The sequence below is a fragment of the Lactobacillus kimbladii genome (assembly GCF_014323605.1).
GTDB lineage: Bacteria > Bacillota > Bacilli > Lactobacillales > Lactobacillaceae > Lactobacillus > Lactobacillus kimbladii_B.
In genome coordinates this window covers 238,868-260,767 of record NZ_SCMB01000002.1, presented here as the reverse complement: position 1 = coordinate 260,767, position 21,900 = coordinate 238,868, and the positions used below count along the sequence as shown (strand labels likewise).

The 21,900-nt window shown below is 36.2% G+C and carries 22 protein-coding genes; 15 read left to right on the top strand and 7 right to left on the bottom strand.

What is annotated here, in order from left to right; translation table 11 throughout:
* Positions 1–170: 170 nt before the first annotated feature.
* Complete coding sequence (gene rlmD / locus ERK18_RS04460; RefSeq protein WP_187154482.1) at positions 171–1,547, bottom strand: 23S rRNA (uracil(1939)-C(5))-methyltransferase RlmD; 1,377 nt, start codon at positions 1,545–1,547, stop codon at positions 171–173.
* A gap of 122 nt (positions 1,548–1,669) precedes the next feature.
* On the opposite strand from rlmD, the gene recX reads away from it, so the two are divergent.
* Positions 1,670–2,485, top strand: coding sequence for a recombination regulator RecX (gene recX / locus ERK18_RS04455; RefSeq protein ID WP_187154481.1), 816 nt, complete (start codon positions 1,670–1,672; stop codon positions 2,483–2,485).
* A gap of 8 nt (positions 2,486–2,493) precedes the next feature.
* Positions 2,494–2,979 (top strand): hypothetical protein, encoded by a 486-nt coding sequence (locus tag ERK18_RS04450; RefSeq protein ID WP_187154480.1) that lies wholly within the window; start codon positions 2,494–2,496, stop codon positions 2,977–2,979.
* On the opposite strand, the gene ERK18_RS04445 is transcribed toward ERK18_RS04450, so the two are convergent.
* The gene (locus ERK18_RS04445; RefSeq protein ID WP_045927763.1) at positions 2,976–3,437 is read right to left on the bottom strand and encodes a hypothetical protein; all 462 of its coding nucleotides are present in this window, start codon (positions 3,435–3,437) and stop codon (positions 2,976–2,978) included. The two genes, ERK18_RS04450 and ERK18_RS04445, sit on opposite strands and share 4 nt — an antisense overlap.
* 99 nt (positions 3,438–3,536) lie before the next feature.
* Here ERK18_RS04445 and ERK18_RS04440 point away from each other — a divergent pair, with 99 nt between their 5' ends.
* Both ERK18_RS04440 and ERK18_RS04435 read left to right on the top strand, forming a co-directional pair.
* Positions 3,537–4,409, top strand: coding sequence for a hemolysin family protein (locus ERK18_RS04440; protein ID WP_187154479.1), 873 nt, complete (start codon positions 3,537–3,539; stop codon positions 4,407–4,409).
* Positions 4,409–5,980: a peptide chain release factor 3 gene (locus ERK18_RS04435; protein WP_187154478.1), complete on the top strand. Its 1,572-nt coding sequence runs from the start codon at positions 4,409–4,411 to the stop codon at positions 5,978–5,980. Before ERK18_RS04440 ends, ERK18_RS04435 begins: the two co-directional genes overlap by 1 nt.
* 30 nt (positions 5,981–6,010) lie before the next feature.
* On the opposite strand, the gene ERK18_RS04430 is transcribed toward ERK18_RS04435, so the two are convergent.
* Together ERK18_RS04430 and ERK18_RS04425 are read right to left on the bottom strand one after the other, a co-directional pair.
* Entirely contained in the window at positions 6,011–6,292 is a 282-nt protein-coding gene (locus ERK18_RS04430) for a DUF1827 family protein (protein ID WP_187154477.1), read from the bottom strand.
* Between the two features lie 127 nt (positions 6,293–6,419).
* Entirely contained in the window at positions 6,420–8,621 is a 2,202-nt protein-coding gene (locus ERK18_RS04425) for an ATP-dependent Clp protease ATP-binding subunit (RefSeq protein WP_187154476.1), read from the bottom strand.
* Between the two features lie 170 nt (positions 8,622–8,791).
* Here ERK18_RS04425 and ERK18_RS04420 point away from each other — a divergent pair, with 170 nt between their 5' ends.
* From ERK18_RS04420 to ERK18_RS04395, 6 genes are all read left to right on the top strand, one after another.
* The gene (locus ERK18_RS04420; RefSeq protein WP_034977361.1) at positions 8,792–8,974 is read left to right on the top strand and encodes a hypothetical protein; all 183 of its coding nucleotides are present in this window, start codon (positions 8,792–8,794) and stop codon (positions 8,972–8,974) included.
* A gap of 113 nt (positions 8,975–9,087) precedes the next feature.
* On the top strand, positions 9,088–9,354 hold the full coding sequence (locus ERK18_RS04415) for a phosphocarrier protein HPr (RefSeq protein ID WP_034977366.1): 267 nt from the start codon (positions 9,088–9,090) through the stop codon (positions 9,352–9,354).
* Positions 9,354–11,087, top strand: a complete 1,734-nt coding sequence (ptsP, locus tag ERK18_RS04410) for a phosphoenolpyruvate--protein phosphotransferase (protein WP_187154475.1) — start codon at positions 9,354–9,356, stop codon at positions 11,085–11,087. Before ERK18_RS04415 ends, ptsP begins: the two co-directional genes overlap by 1 nt.
* A 203-nt stretch (positions 11,088–11,290) precedes the next feature.
* Positions 11,291–11,689 carry a transcriptional regulator SpxA gene (gene spxA, locus ERK18_RS04405; RefSeq protein WP_034977372.1) on the top strand — a complete coding sequence of 133 codons (399 nt, stop codon included), beginning with the start codon at positions 11,291–11,293 and terminating at the stop codon, positions 11,687–11,689.
* 107 nt (positions 11,690–11,796) lie between these two features.
* Positions 11,797–12,519 carry an adaptor protein MecA gene (locus tag ERK18_RS04400; protein ID WP_187154474.1) on the top strand — a complete coding sequence of 241 codons (723 nt, stop codon included), beginning with the start codon at positions 11,797–11,799 and terminating at the stop codon, positions 12,517–12,519.
* Between the two features lie 74 nt (positions 12,520–12,593).
* Positions 12,594–13,436, top strand: coding sequence for a competence protein CoiA family protein (locus ERK18_RS04395; protein ID WP_187154473.1), 843 nt, complete (start codon positions 12,594–12,596; stop codon positions 13,434–13,436).
* On the opposite strand, the gene ERK18_RS04390 is transcribed toward ERK18_RS04395, so the two are convergent.
* Positions 13,422–14,042 (bottom strand): DsbA family protein, encoded by a 621-nt coding sequence (locus tag ERK18_RS04390; protein WP_187154472.1) that lies wholly within the window; start codon positions 14,040–14,042, stop codon positions 13,422–13,424. The two genes, ERK18_RS04395 and ERK18_RS04390, sit on opposite strands and share 15 nt — an antisense overlap.
* 74 nt (positions 14,043–14,116) lie before the next feature.
* Positions 14,117–14,740, bottom strand: coding sequence for a CYTH domain-containing protein (locus ERK18_RS04385; RefSeq protein ID WP_187154471.1), 624 nt, complete (start codon positions 14,738–14,740; stop codon positions 14,117–14,119).
* A 353-nt stretch (positions 14,741–15,093) separates the two neighbouring features.
* Here ERK18_RS04385 and ERK18_RS04380 point away from each other — a divergent pair, with 353 nt between their 5' ends.
* From ERK18_RS04380 to ERK18_RS04370, 3 genes are read left to right on the top strand one after another with little or no spacing between them, the layout of a single operon-like run.
* Positions 15,094–15,723 (top strand): GTP diphosphokinase, encoded by a 630-nt coding sequence (locus tag ERK18_RS04380; protein ID WP_045927773.1) that lies wholly within the window; start codon positions 15,094–15,096, stop codon positions 15,721–15,723.
* Positions 15,723–16,529, top strand: a complete 807-nt coding sequence (locus ERK18_RS04375) for an NAD kinase (RefSeq protein WP_187154470.1) — start codon at positions 15,723–15,725, stop codon at positions 16,527–16,529. Before ERK18_RS04380 ends, ERK18_RS04375 begins: the two co-directional genes overlap by 1 nt.
* Positions 16,516–17,406 carry an RluA family pseudouridine synthase gene (locus tag ERK18_RS04370; protein WP_187154469.1) on the top strand — a complete coding sequence of 297 codons (891 nt, stop codon included), beginning with the start codon at positions 16,516–16,518 and terminating at the stop codon, positions 17,404–17,406. The genes ERK18_RS04375 and ERK18_RS04370 overlap by 14 nt, the downstream gene beginning before the upstream one ends.
* Before the next feature lie 66 nt (positions 17,407–17,472).
* Here the strand turns inward: ERK18_RS04370 and ERK18_RS04365 are convergent, their stop codons facing one another.
* Positions 17,473–18,507, bottom strand: coding sequence for a lactonase family protein (locus ERK18_RS04365; protein ID WP_187154468.1), 1,035 nt, complete (start codon positions 18,505–18,507; stop codon positions 17,473–17,475).
* 170 nt (positions 18,508–18,677) lie between these two features.
* Here ERK18_RS04365 and ERK18_RS04360 point away from each other — a divergent pair, with 170 nt between their 5' ends.
* Positions 18,678–21,434: a cation-translocating P-type ATPase gene (locus tag ERK18_RS04360; protein ID WP_187154467.1), complete on the top strand. Its 2,757-nt coding sequence runs from the start codon at positions 18,678–18,680 to the stop codon at positions 21,432–21,434.
* A 79-nt stretch (positions 21,435–21,513) separates the two neighbouring features.
* Positions 21,514–21,894 (top strand): PTS glucitol/sorbitol transporter subunit IIA, encoded by a 381-nt coding sequence (locus ERK18_RS04355; RefSeq protein WP_046331851.1) that lies wholly within the window; start codon positions 21,514–21,516, stop codon positions 21,892–21,894.
* Positions 21,895–21,900 lie beyond the last annotated feature (6 nt).

Here is a 21,900-nt window from a genome sequence, read left to right as displayed (position 1 = left end):
TCTCCATAATATGTTTGTTATCTACTTTTGAAATAACAATTTTATTGCGAAGTTTTTATAGTTTTATATATTTGTATATGATGATTTTATCTCAAAAGAAAATATTCTCAATTGACACCCGATCCACAAAAATAGTTGTCGCTAATTGCGACAACTATTTTGCTTTTTATTTATCTTAAAGTTAGTTTAACGACACATTCACACCTTGGAGTCTGTGGCAACATGTCGACGTTTTCAATCAGTCTGACATTGTACGCTTCACTCAAAAGGACTAAATCTTGAGCGAGGGTAGATGGGTTACAGGAAATGTAAACAAAGGTTTTGGGTTTTACCCTCAACAGGGTTTTGATCAAGCTTTTGGCCAGACCAGTTCGTGGTGGGTCCACAATCAGCGCATCAATTGGAATTCCATTTTGAGCTAGTTCAGGTAAAACTTTTTCTACACTTCCCTGAATATAATTAGCATTTTTAATATGATTGAGTTCAACGTTATGATTGGCGTCAGCAATTGCTTCAGGAATAGTTTCAATACCAATAACCTGTTTGACTTGATCTGCTGCTAAAATTCCCAGCGTTCCCACTCCACTGTATGCATCAATCAGGGTTTCATCTGCTTTTAAATCCAAAAATTTTAGCGCCCTTGAATAAAGGGTAATAGTTTGCACCGGATTTAACTGGAAGAATGCTCGCGGAGAAAGTGCAAACTTTTTACCTAAAATTTCATCAGTGATTTGGTTTTTACCTGCTAATTTAGTGGTTTTATTGCCCCAGACTTGGGGGTTGCGCCAATCAGTTTCATTTTGAAAAACACTAACTATATCAGGAAGCCTCATAATCTCTTTTGCAAGTTGCTCCAGATTTTTAAGACTGTGGCCCACTGTAATTAAGGTTACTTGAATTTCGTGAGTGGCATAAGCCTGACGAACTACTATAGTTTTGAGCCCGTCAAAATGACGGTAAGGATCTGCAATTCTAATGTGCAATTTTTCCACTAAACTTTTAATTTTGCGTTCAGTGTCTTGAGTTGCCTGACTTTGCGTTGGCATTTCGGGAAGATCAAAAAGTTCGTGCGAATTAGGTGCAAAAAGTCCTAAGTTAATTTGGCCATGTGACAGTTCAATTTGATATTGAGCCTTATTACGATAATGCCATTCTTCTGGAGCCGGAATTGTCTTTTTGACTTTATACTTGCTGTAACCACGGGGATGATATTTTTTAAGGGCCTCAAGAACATTGTCCCGTTTAAATTCTAGCTGCTTAGAATAAGCTAAATGAGCAAGTTCGAGTCCACCAATTTCTGGATTGACATTAGTGGGGAAAGGTACCCTGTCAGGACTTTTTTCTTTAATACGAACCAGTTCTGCATCAATATAACGGGGGTATTCTGCAATAATTTTGGCAACAACTACCTCGTTAGGCAAGGCGCCAGGAATAAAAATTATTTTTTTGCGGTAATAGCCGATGCCTTCACCATTAATACCCAGTCTTTTAATGGTAATAATAATATCTTTTTCTTTTGGTTGATTTTGATTAAATTTCTTGTACATAATTTTCTTTCTACAATAAAATATTAAATGTTAATAATTAATTGTACTCCCAGTAAAAAGTATTTAGCAAGAAAGAGCAAAATTTGCTAGCATGGAATTAAGCGATAGAAAGGTGATCTTTAATGCCAATTATTACTAAAGTTAGTAGTCAAAAAAGACCTGGCCGTTTTAATATCTTTTTAGACGGTAAATATTCTTTTTCGGCTGCTGAACAAACTGTAGCTGAATTCGTGCTCTTAAAAGGGCAGGAACTGTCTGAAGAACAAATTGTGGCAATTAAGCAATTTGATGCTGACGCCAAGGCAACAAATATTGCGGCTAATTATTTGAGTTACGAGCCTCGGACTGTTTTTGAAGTTTTGCAATATCTTAATAAACATGGTATTGATAATGGATCTGCCCAGGCTGCAGTTAGTCAGATGACAGAAATGGGCTTTTTAGACGATGCCAAGTACGCCCAACTATTGGTCAGGCAAAATTTACGCATGGGTACCGATGGCCCACTTAGTATCAGCAATAAACTAAAGCAAAAGGGGATTGATCCTGAAATAATTGACAATACTTTAGCCGAAATAGCTGACGATAAGTGGCTGGATGCTGGCAAAAGAGTGCTCAAATCAATGAAAAGCAAGGTAGGTAAGTTGTCGCAGCGAGAATTGGAACGCAAAATGACAACTAAGTTGTTAAACCACGGCTTTTCCGGCGCTCTTGCCAGTGCAATAATTGGGCAAATGGATTTTGCTCAAAATGAGGAAGATCAAATCGCAGCGTTAAAAAAGCAAGGAATCAAAGCTTATAAACGTTTTCGCCGCTTACCTGAAAGCCAAAGACAGAATAAAATACGCAATTACCTGTTTACACATGGTTTTGCCAGCAATGAAATTGATGCCTTTCTGGCTGGTGAAATTATTCCTTTAGATGAACTAGCTGAATATTAGGAGATTTTATGAAAAAACTGCAAGAAAAAGTAACATTTATTGGTCGCCCTTTTCCTGACCAATTGATGGACGAACAGAAAACTTTTAATGAAGCAAACATGGAAATGGAGCAAAATCAAGTTTTCCAAAATTTTATTACCAAGAACAATTTGAAAAATACTCGCAGCAGTCTAGTAGTTTTTGGGCCTGAAAATTTTATGTATTGGTATGGCGTTGTTGCCTCAAATGAGACCGCAGTTCCCAAAGGACTAATGAAATTTGTTTTGCCTGAAGCCCAAGTGGCAATTAAAGAAAAAGACAATCAAAATATTTCCTTTTTTAGTCAACCTTTAAATGTGATAATTTCACAGTTTTTAGCAGCTGTTGCGGATGAAGGCATTAAAATTTACCAAAATCCGGGAGACAGCTTAACTCCCTATGTTTTACAAAACTTGAATTTAGACACAAAAAAACTGACCCAAGAACTATATCTTGAAGACAGTCTTAAGAATTAGTGTTGTTTGGGATCAATTGACAGGTTGTCATACTCCACATATGCACCAAGACAGGTTGACAAGAGCATGATCAGCATCACAATGCCGACAGATTTACCCACAATCTGATCAAGTGTTAAAAATTCTCTAACAACAAAAGTGGCAGCAAAGCAGAGAATGAAATCCAAAATTACGTTAGCAATTTGCAAAAGGTAGCGTCTTCTGATACTGAAAAAACGTAACAATTGCTTTAAAAAGCCATCGTTTATTTCGACTGCCAGCAAATCGACTGGTCTTTGAATCGTTGCCTTAATGGCAAACATAATTAAGGCACCGACTGTTGCACCAATAGTAGTGCGAAAAAGATCAGCTGAATGTAAAACCAGAGCATCATAACCAATACCAATAATGGTTAAACTACACAGATAGGGAATTAACAGTAAAAATGTGAAAACAAGTATGACATGACTTTTTTTCATAGTTTGACCTCATTTCTTACGTGCTATTCTAACATATTGTGTGCGTACATGATATAATGTTGGTATTTAATACGTTATTTTAAGAAAGAGAGCAATAAAATGGCTAGCGACCCCGACAAGGGGAATTTATTTGAGCGTTTCAAAAATAAATTTTCCCCTACAAACGATGAAGAAACAAGAGAGCACTTAATTACAGAAATTGAAGATTTACATAAAAATAAGAAGATTAGTGACAATGAATTTTCAATGTTAAATGCAGTTTTGGATTTTCAGGGACGAATGGTACGTGAAGTGATGGTACCCAGAATTGATGCTTTCATGGTTGACTGCCAGGAAAGTTTGCAGGATCATCTCAAAGAAATACTGCGTGAACCATATTCCAGAATACCGGTTTATCAACATGATAAGGACAAAATAGTTGGTATTATTCATATTCGCACCGTTTTGCGTAAAGCTTGGGAGAAGGGTTTTGATAAAATTACCTACGATGATGTCATGAATCCGCCACTTTTTGCACCAGAAACAACCGAACTTAGAGAGTTACTCGTTGAGATGCAGCAAACACAGCAGCAATTAGCTATTTTAACCGATGAATATGGTGGAGTAGTCGGAATAGCAACCATTGAGGATATTATCGAAGAGATAGTTGGTAATATTGATGATGAAGTTGATCAAACTGAGGTTTTAGTGCACCAGCTTGCCCCTAATAAGTATGTCATTTATGGTAAAATGCCTCTTGATGATTTTAACGAACAATTCGGTACGGATTTGGAAATGGAAGACGTTGATACCATTGCAGGCTACATGATCACTAAATTGGGCATAATTCCTGCAAAAGGTGAAAAACTCTCAGTCAAATTGGACAATGGTATGGTTTTAACTACCAGAAGAATGATGCGTTCAAGACTAATGACAGTTTTATTAACTATACCTGAAGCAAAACGTAAAAAGAAAGAAGAACAAAATACTTAATGAGTAACGAACTGTTAGACAAAGTAAATAGAAGAAGAACATTTGCTATCATATCGCACCCAGATGCAGGGAAAACTACGATCACGGAGCAAATGCTTCTTTTTGGTGGCGTGATTCGCAGTGCTGGGACAGTTAAAGCACGTAAAAGCGGTCATTATGCTACAAGTGACTGGATGGAAATTGAAAAGCAACGTGGCATTTCAGTTACCAGCTCCGTCATGCAATTTGAATATCAGGGAAAGAGAATTAATATTCTTGATACTCCTGGGCATGAAGACTTTTCTGAAGATACTTATCGTACTTTAATGGCAGTTGACTCAGCTGTCATGGTTATCGATTCTGCTAAAGGTATCGAACCTCAAACTAAAAAATTATTTAAGGTCGTAAAACAAAGGGGGATTCCAATTTTTACCTTCATGAACAAGTTGGATCGTGACGGCAGACCTCCGCTAGATTTGATTGCTGAACTTGAAGATCTGCTGGGCATTGAAGGCGTGGCTATGAATTGGCCAATTGGTTCAGGCCAAACCTTACAGGGATTGTATGATATCGCTAATAACAAAATTGAAATGTATCATAAAGATGGATTTGACCGCTTTTTGTCACTAGATAAAGATGGTAAATTGCCGGACAGTGAACCCTTTAGTCAAAATCCTCAATTTCAAGATACACTAGGAGAAATTGAATTAATTAAAGAAGCCGGTAACCAGTTTGACTTACAAAAGATTGCTAAAGGAGAGCAAACTCCGGTATTCTTTGGCTCTGCTTTAACAAATTTTGGTGTTGAAACTTTCCTGCAAAGCTTTGTCCAACTGGCTCCTGCACCTGCAAGTCATACAGTTAATGAAACTGAAGAACTGGCTCCTGATGATTCAGAATTTTCGGGTTTTGTGTTTAAAATTCAGGCCAATATGAATCCTCATCACCGCGATCGCATTGCTTTTGTCCGTATTGGTAGTGGCGAGTTTAAAAAGGGATTGTATGTTACTTTAGCTCGTACAGGTAAACCAATAAGGTTAAATAATGCGACGGAGTTTATGTCCAGCGAAAGAGTGCAGGTTTCGGATGCTGTAGCAGGAGATATTGTTGGACTTTATGATACAGGTAATTTTCAGATAGGTGACAGTATCTATGCCGGCAAAGACAAAGTGGTTTACCCACCACTGCCAGAATTTACACCGGAATTATTCGTAAGGGTCACTGCTAAAAACGTTATGAAACAGAAATCATTTCATAAAGGAATGGTACAACTGGTTCAAGAAGGTGCAATTCAGTTATACCAAAATTATCAAACTGATGAGTATATCTTAGGTGCAGTCGGTCAATTGCAATTTGAAGTCTTTAAATTCAGAATGAAAAATGAGTATAATTCTGATGTTGAAATGACTAATATTGGTCATAGAGTAGCCCGTTGGATTGACCCTGAACAACTGGATCCTGCCATGGCTAATAGTCGAAACCTACTGGTTAAAGATCGCTATGGTCAACCACTATTTTTGTTCGAAAATCAATTTGCTGAACGATTTTTCAAAGATAAGTATCCTGATGTTAAATTAACCGAAAAATTATAACAAAAAAGCTGGTTTTTAAACCAGCTTTTTTTATTTATCGATATGGATTTCAATTACATGTTGGCTTTCATCAATTGTCAACTTATATATAGGATTTTTTTCCTGAATAAGTCGTTTAATGACAAAATCTGTTTCGTCCTTGCGTACACGGCGATTGTGGTTTTCCAAGACAATTCCGATCGCTTTATCACTTTCGGTGTAGATAACGGAAGTATTGCCTAGAGAGTATACTTTGACGTAATTTACGTTAGTCGTATTTAGTTGACTATGAACTAGGTCCTTATAACTATTGGTTACATCTATTAAATGCATGGATTTCACCCGTTTCTTCTAGTAGCTCTTTTTTATTTTAGTATACAACTAATCTAAACTTTTTTCTTTAGTAAAAAGCATGATTATCATAATTTACAATAACCATGCTTAATAAGAATTGACTTAGTTAGTAATTATCACTGCTGTTTTCTGAATTTACAACATTTTCATTTTCGCTTATGACAATTTTGTTGTCAGAAACATTTGCTAGTAAGTTCTTTGCTGCAGGGTGGTCAAGCTTATAGTCAGCAACTTTATCTTCAATTTCTTCCTGAATAGTTCTGCGCAGAGGTCTTGCTCCCATGGCAGGATTATAGCCTTCTTCAACAAGTTTCTTCTTGGCATCGTCGCTAACAGTAATCTGTAAGCCCTGATTTTTAACCATATTGTTTACATCGTCAAGCATCAAATTAACAATCTTAATCAGATCATCTTTAGTTAATTCATTGAATTCAATTACATCATCTAAACGGTTTAAAAATTCTGGTTTGAAGAATTGACTCATTGAACTTCTGGCAGAATCCGGCTTATCCTTAGAATTTTCAGCTGCGAAACCAACACTGGTATTCTTAATTCCCTGGCCAGCATTAGAAGTCATGATAATAATTGTGTCTTTGAATGATACTGTTCTACCTTGAGAATCGGTCAAACGACCATCATCGAGGATTTGTAAAAATAGATTCATAACAGCTGGGTCAGCCTTTTCAATCTCATCAAGCAATATCAAACTGTATGGGTGTCTTCTAACTCGTTCAGTCAATTGACCGGCTTCTTCATAACCCACATAACCAGGTGCAGACCCGATAAGCTTAGACACTGAATATGATTCCATATATTCTGACATATCAAAACGAATCAAAGCATTCTCTGAGCCAAACATTTGTCTTGCTAATTGTTTAGCTAGTTCAGTTTTACCGACTCCAGTTGGTCCAACAAAGAGGAAGGAGCCAATTGGACGACCTGATTTATTAAAGCCAATCCGATTACGCCGTATTGCTCGTGCCAGCTTATCGACTGCCTTATCTTGCCCAATAACATGTGCTTTCAAATTTGGCGCTAAATTTTGCAACTGGTTTTCTTCTTGCTTTTGCAAGTCGCCAACGGGGATGCCAGTTTTTTCTTCCACGATCTTATTCATAATTTTACTAGTGATCACTGGCGATTTATCTGGATCAACCTTTTGATCTTTCATCTTATTGTATTTCTCAATTTGATCGCGGTAGTAGGCAGCTTTTTCGTAATCTTCGTTCTTTAAGGATTCCTGCTTTAGTTTTTGGGCTGCATCAATTCGCTCTTTCATTTTATCTTTATCAACATATGGAATCGTCAGATTCATGCGTGAACCTGCTTCATCAAGCAAATCGATGGCTTTATCCGGTAAGAAACGATCTTGAATATAACGCTCAGATAGCTCAGCAGCAGCTTTAATGGCATCATCAGTGTAGTGAACGTGATGATAATCTTCATAGCGCTTTTGAATACCCTTTAAAATACGGATAGTTTCTTGAACCGAAGGCTCTTTAACGTCAACGGGCTGGAAACGTCTTGCCAGAGCAGAATCTTTTTCAATTTCACGATATTCCTTTAAGGTTGTCGCACCAACTAGTTGTAAATCACCGCGGGCAAGAGCAGGTTTAATAATATTGCCTGCATCCATTCCGCCTTCAGCATTCCCCGCGCCAACAATTTCATGAATTTCATCAATAAATAGTATAATGTCATCGTGATTTTCCACTTCTTTAAGAAGTTGCTGCATACGCTGTTCAAATTGGCCACGAATACCTGTACCTTGCACTAAAGAAACTACGTTTAATGATATTATTCTTTTATCTTGTAATTTGGCAGGAACCGAGCCATCAACAATTTGTTGAGCTAAGCCTTCAACCACAGCAGTTTTACCTACTCCGGCTTCACCAATTAAAACTGGGTTATTCTTTGTTCTGCGGTTTAAAATCTCAATGACGCGTGCAATTTCTTTATCACGCCCAATGACTGGGTCAATTTTGCCTTTTCTTGCTAATGCAGTTAGATCTGTACCATATTGATCTAAAAGTGAACGACTACCTCCGGTACCATTATTACCATTGGTATTGCCGGGTCCGCCATTACTCATTCTGGGATCTCCTGGATTTCCAACGTTGCCATTGTAATTAAACAGGTCGCTGAAATCGCCAAAAAAGCCATTATTGTCATTATTCATATTAATATTTCCTTGTTGTTTAAGTTGTTGATAACATTGTCCGCATAAATTAATTTCGCGACTTTGTCCATTAACCTTTGCAAATAAGTGAATGGAAGCTGGTCGTTTTTGACAGTTTTGACAAAGCATTGTATTACCGCCTTTCATATCAGTTTACTAAATTATATAATTAGCACTCGGAATAATCAAGTGCTAAAACTTGGATCTTATTATTTGTAAGTATGCTAAATATGCTAAAATACATGTAGGCAAAATCAAAAATGTTGCTGAAATAATATAGATTAAAAGCGGTGGTAAATTTGGATTATCAGAAAATTCTTGAGCAGTTGGCAGATGGTGAACTAGATCATTATGAAGTTGATCCTCAAAACGCTTTTGAATTTCAATCTGCATTAAGGTCTTTTGGTAAAAGGCAAAACATAACGGGAAAGGCCTTGCGGGGTGGTAAAATAATTTATTCGCAGTCCAAAACTGGAGTTTAATGATGTAAACTGTTACATTTATGTTGTCTAATTCACAAAAAAATGATAGTCTAAGTAAGCGAATAGGTATTTACTACCGTTTTGATTTTTTGAATTAAAAGGAGATATATATAATGGAAAAACGCGATTTTCATGTTGTTGCAGAAACAGGTATTCATGCTCGTCCAGCTACTTTGCTAGTACAAGCAGCTTCTAAGTTTGGTTCAGATATCAACTTGGAATACAATGGTAAATCAGTTAACTTGAAATCAATCATGGGTGTTATGTCACTCGGAGTTGGTAAAAATGCTGATGTCACAATCAGTGCTGATGGTGATGATGAAAAAGACGCCATCAACGCTATTTCTGAAACAATGAAAAAAGAGGGCTTAGCTGAATAATGACCAAGACTTTAAAAGGAATTGCTGCAAGTGATGGTATTGCTGTAGCACCAGCCTATCTCTTGGTTGAACCTGATCTTTCATTTTCAAAAACTACGGTTAGCGATGTTGAAAGTGAGTTAGCACGCTATAAGAAGGCAATTTCAGTATCAACTGCTGAGGTTGAAAAAATCCGTGATAGCGCAAAAAAGAGTTTAGGTGAAGATGAAGCTCAAGTTTTTGAAGCTCACCTGATGATCTTAAATGATCCTGAATTTACTGGTGCCATTGAAAATGAAATTAAGGAACAAAAAGTTAATAGTGAAGCTGCGCTAGATGAAACTGCACAAAAATTCATCAGCATTTTTGAAGGCATGACTGATAATACTTACATGCAGCAACGTGCAGCTGATGTACGAGATGTTTCTAAGAGAATTATGGCTCATTTGCTGGGCAAAGAATTGCCCAACCCGGCATCAATTGATCACGAAGTAATTGTGGTAGCTCATGACTTGACACCAAGTGACACTGCTCAATTAAATAAGAAGTTTGTTAAGGGCTTTGTTACTGACATTGGTGGACGGACTGCGCACTCAGCAATTATGGCACGTTCTTTGGAATTACCTGCTGTTGTAGGTACTGAATCAATCACAAAGGATGTCCAAAATGGTGATACAGTTGCTGTTGATGGCCTGAATGGTGATGTTATCGTTAAGCCAACTGATAGCGAGATTGAGGAATATAAGCAAAAAAGTGCTGACTTCTTGAAGCAGAAAGCTGAATGGGAAAAATTAAAGAATGAACCATCAGTAACTGCAGATGGTAAGAAATTCACAATTGCAGCTAATATTGGTACGCCAAATGATATGCCAGGGGTAAATGATAATGGCGCCGAGGCTGTAGGTCTTTATAGAACTGAATTCTTGTATATGGACTCAAAGGATTTCCCAACAGAGGATGAACAATTTGAAGCCTATAAGAAAGTTATCGAAGGCATGCATGGCAAGCAGGTTATTATCAGAACCATGGACATTGGTGGCGATAAGCATCTTGATTACTGGGAATTACCAGAAGAAATGAACCCATTTTTAGGTGTACGTGCAATTAGACTTTCACTGCAAAATGAGGATATTTTCCGTACTCAGCTTCGTGCTTTATTACGTGCGTCTTCTTATGGTAAGTTGGGCATCATGTTCCCAATGATTGGTACCTTAAACGAATTACGCAAGGCTAAAGCAATTTTAGGTGAAGAAAAAGATAAGCTAGTGGCAAAGGGCGTTAAAATCGGTTCAGACTTAGAAGTAGGAATGATGATTGAAGTTCCAGCTGCTGCCGTTTTGGCTGACCAATTAGCAAAAGAAGTTGACTTCTTCTCAATTGGTACTAATGATTTGATCCAATATACAATGGCTGCTGACCGGGGTAATGACAATGTTTCTTACCTGTATCAACCAGCGAACCCATCAGTTTTACGTTTAATAAAGCATACAATTGATGCAGCTCATGAAAATGGTATTTGGTGTGGCATGTGTGGTGAAGCTGCTGGAGACAGTACCATGTTCCCAATTCTCTTATCAATGGGCTTAGATGAGTATTCAATGAGCGCTACTTCAATTTTACGCATCAGAAGTTTGATGAAGAAGCTTAATACTAATGACATCAAGGAATTAGCTAATAAAGCTTGTTATGTTTCAGAAACTGCTGAAGAAAACGAAAAATTGGTTAGTGATTTAATGAAAAAAGTAAGTAATTAAATATATTTTTTTAAAAAGGGTACAATTTCATAAATTTGTGTATCCTTTTTTAGTTTCTTTAATCTTTCTTGGTAAAAAGTTCACAGAATATTCATTTTTTGAACTTAACATAATAATATAGTCAGTTATGAAAAACACTACTTACAAAAAAGAAGTAGTATGTTATAATAATTTAGAATACAATTTAAAGGAGCGTGAAATATATGGTCAACTTATATATATCTCCGAGCTGTACATCATGTCGCAAGGCAAAGGCTTGGTTAAAGAAACATGACATTCCCTTTAAGGAAAGGAATATTTTTTCAGAGCCCTTGACAAAAGACGAGCTTATGCAAATTTTGCGAATGACTGAAAACGGTACGGAAGAAATTATTTCTACGCGTTCAAGAGCCTTTCAACAACTTAAAGTTAATCTTGATGATCTGTCAATAGACCAACTACTTGACTTAGTTGAAAAAAATCCTAGTTTATTAAGACGTCCAATTATTATGGATGATCGGCGTTTGCAAGTTGGGTATAATGAAGATGAAATTCGGCGCTTTTTGCCAAGAAAAGTGCGTCGTCTTGAGCTTGAAGAAATGCAAAAGATAGCTGATTTATAAAATTCAGGTAAGTTTAAAATAAAAGCGTTAGTTTTTAAACTAACGCTTTTATTTTATGAGCAAAGTACGCTACAATAGAACAAAGAATCTGATGGAGGTGAGAACTCATGCAAGTAGATCATATAAACAATAATACGATTCGCGTGAGAATAGGTAAACAAGAATTAGCTAATCGTGGTCTCAAAGTTTTAGATTTACTAGGTGATAAAAATAAAATCCAGCATTTCTTTTATTCAATTTTGGATGAAATTGATACTGATCATTCATTTAGTCAGGATGCACCGGTAACTTTTCAAGTAATGCCTAATAATGGTGGACTTGATTTATTAATCACAAAAGTGACAGAGAAAGATCGTAATAATCTTGCCCAGTTATTTGATAATGATTTTACTCACAACAATAAAAAGAATAATGATGCTCGTAAATCTTTTCTTGACCTTGAACCTGAGGATGAAGAAACAGATAAGGACGAGTCAAATGAACCAGCAGATTCTTCTCAACCTAAAGTTAAGAAGCAGTTTTGGAAATTGCAGAAAAAGCAGGCATATAGTTTTACTGACCTTGATCAGGTGACTGAATTGGCGGAAAGTCTTAAAGCAAATGATTTGTCTTCCAGTCTTTATTTTGAACGGGGAAAATTTTACTTAGAACTGATTTTTACTAGTCAAGACTATTCGGAAATAAAGCCCGCTGATGCATGGGCAATTGCAAATGAATATGGTATTAAAGTAAAAACAAGTGAAATGGCTCGTGTTCGTACTAATGGTAAATGTTTGTTAACTAATGATGCATTAGATCAACTGCGGCATTATTTTAGCGGTATTAAATAAATTAACAAATATAGCTGAATAAAAAGGGCAGGTTAAATCCTGCCTTTTTGCGTACTTATTTTTAGGTGATAAATATGTACGCAGCACTGTTAAATAATACTTTGGTTTTAGCTGTTGAGGAAGCTAAATCGACCAAAAGTAACAAAAAAGTTAAGAAACATTATTTTTGCCCACATTGTGAACGAGAAATGCAATTAGTATGTAAAGATAAGCAGTCCTATTTTAAACATATACCTTCCAAAGTAAACTTATCTGGGGAAAATAAAGAACATGCACAGAGTAAAAGTATACTGACAAAAGCACTCAGAGAAGTACATTTTAATGCAGAAACAGAAGTTAATCTTGCTAATGGACAACTGCGAGCTGATATATTAGCAGCTTCAAATTTAGCTTTCGAAATTCAGTGCGCTCCTTTAAATAAGTCAGAATTTCGCCACCGCCATTTTTTGTATAAGCAAATAGGCGTTAAGGATATATGGATAGTTGGCCAGAGACATTTTTTAGGACAAAACATAAAAAAATCGCAGCTTATTTTCTTTCGCAGAAACTATTTTTGGCAAGATTATTATTTAGAGATTGATCCGTTTAAAAAAATTATTCGACTAAAATATAACGTTTTGCTAGAGCCACTGACGAATAAAGCTCACTTTCAAGAAGAAAAATTTGCTATCAGTGCAAAAGGTTTAAAAAAGTTGTGGCATTTTCAGCCCTCATTACATAAATATCATGTTAATCCTAATCAGCAGAAACGATATCTGCAAATGCAGCTTGCACATAAAAGTTTGAAGGGCATGCAAATAGCAAATTTGCTATATAAAAAGCGCCAAACCATTGATGATTTGCCGCCTTGGGTTTTTATTAGTCTACGTGAAATAAATTCGCCAGATAATGTAAGTAAATATTTAAATCAGTCGTAAATGTCTCACTGGGTAATAACCCTTTGGGTCACTGGCGACACAACCATTATCCTTAAGAAGCTTTATTAGTTTGTCATGTGCAAGAACGCCTTCAAGCATTACCCCATTATAATTGCCGCTTTCATTAAAGATAACAGTAGTAGGGAAATTACGAACATTGAATTTACGTGCGAGATCCTTGTCTTGTTGAATTGAATCATCAACGTAGTGAGCAATTTTGCGACTATTAATACGATTAAAATCTAAGCCTAAACTTTTTGCAATTTCTCTAGGCAAACTTTCTGAATATTTATTAAAATCTGTGCTAATAACACGTTGTAAAGCAACCAAATAAGCACGTGCTTTTTTGTTACCATATTCTATCTTAATTGCATTGTAATGCCTTAAAGCTTGAAAAGAGGCAATTGTATATTGCGGTATATCTTTTATTTTCTGTCCACTATTTTTTCTTCTAATAATGTCCTCTTTAATTACTTTTGCATTTATAATGGGAACAAAATGAAAAGAAGAGTTGATATTAAGTTCATCAATTGCGTCTTTAATTAAAACTTCCGTGTTAAAGCAATAAATACCAACGGGATTAACAAAAAGAAAAATCTCGAACATGATCAGGCTCCTCCAATACTGATTATTAAGTATAAAATGATTAAATATCTATCCTTTTTAAAAAATTATTTCAATCATATTCTAACACTATGTATGTAAGCGCGTGCAATTTTTGCTTGGTTAGTATTATTAGAATTTTGTGTAAATTTGTATTCATCTTTTAATTTTGCCAGAATTTGCGCTATTAAATCTGGATTGCGATTTTCAATCTCAAGTTCAAAATCTTCGTAGTTATCTGGATAAGTGTTATCATCAAAAGTTAATTCACAATTTTGTGGTCCATTCGCTAATATACGGTGAGTTTTGCAAAAAGTCTGTAAATGTAATTTTAACTTCTGTGAAAATTTCTGTTCCAAATATTTTCCCACGCTATACTTGAAAATTATAGGCGATCCAGTGGCTTCATGCTTAATTAATGCTTTTGTTTCATTAAATTTTAATGAGTCATTAATTTCTATTGCTTCATGAAAATCGTGTTGTATGGGATTCTTATTTGGAACCTTCAGGGTTTGCTCTGCATGGTCACTAAAAAGCCTAATGCGACAGCTTATGTTATATTGTTTTAGCAAACTGTCCGTAGTATCAAAATAATAATTTTCTTGTGTAAAGCTTTGCTTTACTGGAAAATCATGACAAAGTTTTTGGTATATTGCCTTAGGCAAGATGATTTTTGCTTCAATTTCATTATTTTGAGACATTTAATATTACTCCATTCAATTTTGTTTATGAAAGAAATACTTTAATATTCTGTAGCAAAATCTATATTTCTCAAAAGTAGTTTCTAAAAATCAAAAACAAATGTCATTAAATTTTAAAATTTTCTAAATAAGTAAAATAAGTGCTAAAGCTATGATAGTATAGCCTAATTGAAATTAATAAATTTATCATAATATCAAAAGGTTTAATGTGCAAGAAAAAAGACTTTGTAATAAGGCTTTAGGCACCTGTATAGAAAAACAGGGATTATTTTATTAAGGTAAATGACCATATGAAATTGCTATCATATAAATTATGTTAAAATGAATATGCTGTTTGAGAAAGGGTTATTTCTATGAATTATGACTGGGATAATTTTTTATGGCCATATGAAGAGGCCGTGCGAGAATTAAAGGTGAAATTTCGTTCTTTAAGACAAAGTTTCTTGACAAAGGGAGAACATTCACCTATAGAATTTGTGGTCGGCAGGGTGAAAACTGTTGACTCAATTAAAGAAAAAATGAAAAGACGTGTAATTAGTTTCGATGTTATTGAAACTGATATGCAAGACATAGCGGGAATTAGAATAGTTTGTCAATTTGTCGATGATATTTATAAGGTGGTAGACTTAATTCATACACGTGCCGACATGGAAGTCATTGAAGAACGTGATTATGTGAAAAATGCCAAACCTTCGGGCTATCGCTCTTATCATATGGTTATTTCATATACTGTTTATTTGCCGACTGGTCCCAAAAAATTATTAGCTGAAATTCAGATTAGAACATTGGCAATGAACTTTTGGGCAACGGTAGAACACACTCTCAATTACAAATATCAGGGTTCTTATCCTAAAGATATTTCTGAAAGATTAAAATCTACTGCAGAAACGGCATATAAGCTTGATGAAGAAATGTCATTAATTAAAGATGAAGTGCAAGAAGCTCAGAAAGTTTTTACCAAAAACAAGGGTAAGGAAAAATAATGAGAATTACAATTGCCCATAACACCAATCATGAGACACTAAAGGTAGTGGCGCACTTGCGAAAATTGTTAGAAACCAAAGAGGGCGTTGTCTTTGATGCCAAGTATCCAGATGTAGTGATTACGGTCGGTGGAGACGGAACTTTGATAAATGCTTTTCACAGATATGAAAACCAAATCAGTTCAATTCGCTTCATCGGCATCCATACTGGACATCTGGGCTTTTATACTGATTGGCGTGGTCCTGAAGTTGATAAAATGGTGGATGCTTTATTTTTAAGAGAACCTGAGTCTGCCAGCTATCCGCTGTTAGAGGTGGAACTTCTAACTGAAGCTAATGAAAAGAAACACTTTTTAGCTTTAAATGAGTCAGCAGTAAAGCGCATTTCACATACGCTTGAAGCTAAAGTTTACATTGATGATCAGTTATTTGAAAATTTCCGCGGAGATGGTTTATGTATTTCAACTCCAACTGGCTCAACCGGATATAATAAATCGCTTGGTGGTGCAGTAATTCATCCGAGACTCAAGGCCTTGCAGATGGCGGAAATAGCTTCTATTAACAATCGTATTTTTAGATCTTTATCTTCACCAATTGTACTAGCTCCCGAGCAGTGGGTTACCATAGTTCCTGAAGCTGATCACTTTGTAATGACTATTGACGGTCGTCGGATTAACGTTCGCAATGCCAAAAAGGTCAATTACCGTATTTCTAGTAAGGAAATCCATTTTGACAGATTTGGCCATACTCATTTTTGGTCAAGAGTTCAAAGTGCATTTATCGGAGATAACAATGACACTATTTAAAGTTACTGTGAATAAAAAAGCCCCCAAAAAATTGGGGATTTTTTTATTAAAGAATGGTTTTTCAAAAAGAGCTGTTAATAATGCTAAAAATGCGGGTGGAATGATTCTTGTTAATCATAAACGGCGCTATACAAACTTCATTTTACATACCGGTGATGAAGTGATTTTCATCCCGGGTCAGGAAAAATGTAACCCATGGCTTGTACCTTCTCAAGAACCTCTTGCGGTTGTTAAAGAAACAGAAAATTACCTGGTTGTTAATAAGCCTGCAGGGATTTTATCGATTCCTTCTCGCTACGATGTTAACGCACTCGTTAACCAAGTTTTAGGTTATTTTGAGCGCAAAAAAAGTGTGAATATCAAGCCACATATTGTAACGCGACTTGATCGTGACACTTCTGGTTTGGTTTTAGTTGGTAAAAATGCTATTGCCCATGCACGTTTTAGTCAGCTCAAAAAGGATAAGTTTATTAAAAAGTATCATGCAATAGTTCACGGTAATTTTGGTTTAGACGAACTAAAGGGCACCATAGATCAGCCAATTGGCCGAAAGGGAACTTCGATTGTACGTAGTATTGAACCCACCGGCAAGAAAGCAAAAACTGCCTATAAAGTGATCGCACAAAAAGAAAACGCTAGTATAGTGGAATTACGCCTTTATACTGGGCGAACTCACCAGATTCGTTTGCATATGCAATATCTTGGTCACCCCTTATATGGAGATCCACTATATGGGCAAAAAGATAATTTCAAAAGGCAAGCATTAAATTGCTTTCACTTAGAATTTCCTGATCCTTTCAAGAAAGAGAGGCAAGTTAGTATTGAAGTGCCTGATCCACTTGATATGCAGGAATTATGGCATAATATTCCAAAATAGTTTTAGTAAATGTAATAAAAAAGAGTTGTCATTATATTAGACAACTCTTTATTTGTTATAGGAAAATTATTCACTAAAAAGTACGCGAGTACCTTCGGGAACAAAAATATTTTTTTGCACAGGAGTCAAACAGCCATTTTCCGCGTCCCTGGTATATAAAGTAGCATTATCTGAATTTTGGTTGGTTGCCACCACATATTTTTCATTTTTGTCCCAGTTAAAATCTCGCGGAAATTCACCAAAAGTTGAAATTCTCTGACGTAATTGCAGGGTATGATCATCATTAACTGCAAAAACAGTGATAGTATCATGGCCACGATTAGAAGTGTAAATAAATTTACCATCATGGCTAATTTTTATGGCCGCTGCGCCATTGTGATCGGAATAATCATCAGGGATGGTTGAATAAGTGGCAATACTCTTAAATTGCCAATTTGTCTCATCAAACTTGACTAAATTAATTTTGCTTGAAAGCTCACCGACAACATAAAAATAATTACCGTCAGGGCTGAAAACAATGTGGCGACTGCCGAAACCGGGTTCGTTTTGATATTTAGCTAAATGATGCAGCTTATTATTTTTAAAACTGTAAAAATCAACACAGTCATTACCTAAATCACAACTTACAAGATTTCCTTGTGGTGTTTGATCAAAAAAATGCGGGTGGGGGCCATCAGCTTGTTCAGGACAAGGGCCTAGGCTATCTGCAGTGTGAGTCACTGAATCCAAAAAAGTTAACTTGCCCTCATCATCAAATGAGAATACGGCTAATACTGCTGTATGGTAATTGGCAGTATAGAGCAATTTCTTTTTCTGGTTAATGCCAATATAAGCAGGTGACGAACCGGGAGTTAAGTAAGAATCTTTTTCCTGATACTTACCATTAACTAGTTCAAATGAACTGATGCCACCCTTAGAGCCAGCGTTATTAATAGTAAAAATAAGCTTACCATCTTGGACAAAGTATGTTGGACCTCCAACTTTTATTACTTCTTTAGCTGGTCCCATCTGCATTTCTAGTCCGTTTTCAGCGAGTGTGAGTGGTAATTCATAAATTCCCGTTGACTTTTTTTTAGTGTATCCGCCGATTAATAATTTCATGCTTGAAAAGCCTCCAATTTCATTTATAATTGTCTCAATAATTAGTATAGCATGACACGCAATTGTAAAAATATTGAGTGACTTTAACATTTTAAAAAGTGTTAAAGTATGGTGTCGGCTTTATTTATTAGTTTAAAATTGAAAGTTTTGAAATAAGAGGTATGTTGGGAATGGAAGAAAATAAAATTCGAGAGCTTTATGCTAAGAATGATATTTCTGAAGTTTATACTAATCTTCACTCATCTTCTGCAGGCTTAACTTCTGCAGAAGCAACCGCAAGATTGGCTAAATATGGTCGTAATGAAATAAAAAAGTCTCAAGAAGAGTCTGAATGGAAGACTTTTTTTAAGAACTTTATTAGTATGATGGCAATCTTGTTGTGGATTTCCGGAGCTGTAGCGATGTTCAGCGGTACCATTGAATTGGGAATTGCCATTTGGATGGTTAATATTATTAACGGTTTGTTTAGTTTTTGGCAAGAAAGAGCTGCCAAAAGAGCGACAGATGCTTTGAATAATATGTTGCCAACCTACGTTCAGGCAATTCGTGATGGTAAAAAAACACAGATTGATGCTAAAGAACTGGTTCCTGGAGATGTTTTTATTCTTCAAGCAGGTAATGCTATTCCAGCAGATGCCAGGCTAATTACTGCCAGTTCGATGCAGGTTGATCAGAGTGCCCTAAATGGTGAATCTGTACCTGAATCAAAAACAACGGATTACGCACCGGGCGAAGGCAGCTACGCGGAAGCCAATCTGGTTTATTCCGGAACAACCGTGGGTTCAGGCACAGCTCGTGCAATAGCATTTGCGACGGGAATGAATACTGAATTTGGTAAAATAGCGCAGTTAACCCAAAAGCAAAATAAAGTCGATAGTCCACTAACCCAGGAATTAAACCGTCTGACCAAGCAGCTATCAATAATTGCTGTTTCGATAGGCGTTTTATTCTTGATTGCAGCAATTTTCTTTGTTAAATATCCGTTTGCTAAAGCATTTATTTTTGCTTTAGGAATGATTGTAGCCTTTATCCCAGAAGGATTATTGCCTACTGTAACTCTTAGCTTAGCTCAGGGTGTTAAGCGTATGGCCAAAAAACATGCACTGGTTAAGGAATTAAATTCTGTTGAAACATTAGGAGAAACTACAGTTATTTGTTCAGACAAAACGGGTACTCTAACTCAGAATCAAATGACTATCCATTACATTTGGACTCCTCAAAATGAATATAAAGTTACTGGCAATGGCTACGTCAATAATGGTCAGATTGAATTAAACAATAAGCAGTTGTGGTATGAAGAAAATCCTGACTTGCATAAGTTGGTTCAAATAGCATCTTTGGACAACGATACTGCTGTTCAACCCAGCAAGGTCAAAGGAGGTAAGCCCAAAATTTTGGGCACCCCAACTGAAGCCTGTTTAATTATTATGGCTGAAAAAGCAGGCTTTGATCGGCAAAAAGTTTTGGTCAAATATCCTCGATTAAGAGAACTGCCTTTTGACTCTAACAGAAAGCGTATGTCAACGATTCACCGCTGGAATGATCACCAATATATCATTTTTACTAAAGGTTCATTCAGTGATGTGATTAAGCAGTGTGACCAAATTCAGGTCGATGGTAAAGTTCGCGCTCTGACTGATGATGATAAGAAACGCGCTGAAAAACACAACGCCGACTATGCTGCTAAGGGTCTTCGTAGTATGGCTATGGCTTATCGCATTGTAGAAAAAGAAAATACTGATGTTACCAAGCTAACTATTGAAACAGCTGAGCAGCATTTAGTATTTGTAGGCTTGACCACAATGAGTGATCCACCTCGGCCAGAAATATATAACGCTGTTAGACGTTGTCACCAGGCAAAAATTAAAATTATCATGGTTACTGGGGATTCAAAGCTGACAGCTAAGTCCGTTGCCGTCCAAATTGGATTAACTTCTGACAAGGCACGAGTTATTTCTGGTGATGAACTGGAAAAGATGAGTAATGCAGATTTACGAAAAGCTTTAAAGGGAGAAGTGATTTTTGCTCGGGTGGCTCCAGAGCAAAAATATAAAGTTGTCAAGACTTTACAGGAAAATGGTGAAATTGTAGCTTCTACCGGTGACGGAGTTAACGATGCTCCTGCTTTGAAGCAGGCAGATATTGGTATAGCTATGGGTTTGACTGGTACAGATGTAGCTAAAGATGCTGCTAATATTATTTTAACTGATGATAATTTTGCGTCTATTGTGGCCGCAATTGAAGAAGGCCGTGCCGTTTACAGTAATATCCGTAAGTTTTTAACCTATATTTTGACTTCTAATGTGCCAGAGGCCTTTCCATCAATTTTATTCTTGTTTTCTGGAGGCTTGATTCCTTTACCGATGACAGTAATGCAAATCCTGACAGTCGATTTGGGAACGGATATGTTGCCAGCATTAGGACTTGGTGGGGAAGCTGTTGATCCGGATGTTATGAAACAAGCACCGAGGAAGCGTAATGAGCACCTGCTTAACAGAAGCGTCATTATTAAAGCATTTTTGTGGTATGGTTTGATTTCCAGTGCTATCTCGATTGGTGCATATTTCTTTGTGAATCTCCAAAATGGCTGGCCGCACGTGCCATTAGCTGCTGATGGTCCAGTTTATATGCGCGCAACGACAATGGTTTTGGGAGCAATTATTTTTACACAGATTGCAAATGTCTTAAATTGCAGAACAAATAAAGTTTCACTATTTAAGAAAGGCATATTTAGTAACCGGAACATTTGGTATGGCATTATATTCGAAATACTGCTGTTTTTAGCTTTAACAGTTACTCCTGGCCTGCAGCAGTTATTCAATACGACCAGGTTATTACCGGTTGACTGGTTATTCTTATTCTGTTTGCCAATACCGTTAGTTATTATTGATGAAATTAAGAAATGGCTGCTTTATCATAAAAAATAAAGAAGTAACAAAAAAGCCGCCTATATATTAGTTAAGCGGTTTTTGTTATGCTAAAATTAAAGCTTAAGGAGAACAAATTATGAAATGGACAGCAACTATTACAAAAATTGGTAAACAAGCTATTGAACCTAAGGGCAATATGGTAATTTTATTTGGTGAAAATGTCACTCCAGAATTAGTCGATGTTTCGGTTATTCAAAAATTTGATCCCCAAACTCCGCTTACTGGTTTTATTATGAAAAAGGGCGATACAGTTACAATCGATGGCCAGACCTATGTTGCTGACTTTGTTGGCTCCATGGTTGCCAGTGATATGAGAGCTTTAGGTCATGTTACCTTATTTTTTAATCAGAAAAAGTCAAAAAATCCACTGGCTAACGGTGTATATTTCACTTTAGAAGATAAACAGACAATGCCCGAATTTAATATCGGTGATGACATAATATATGAGCATATTTGATTAGGA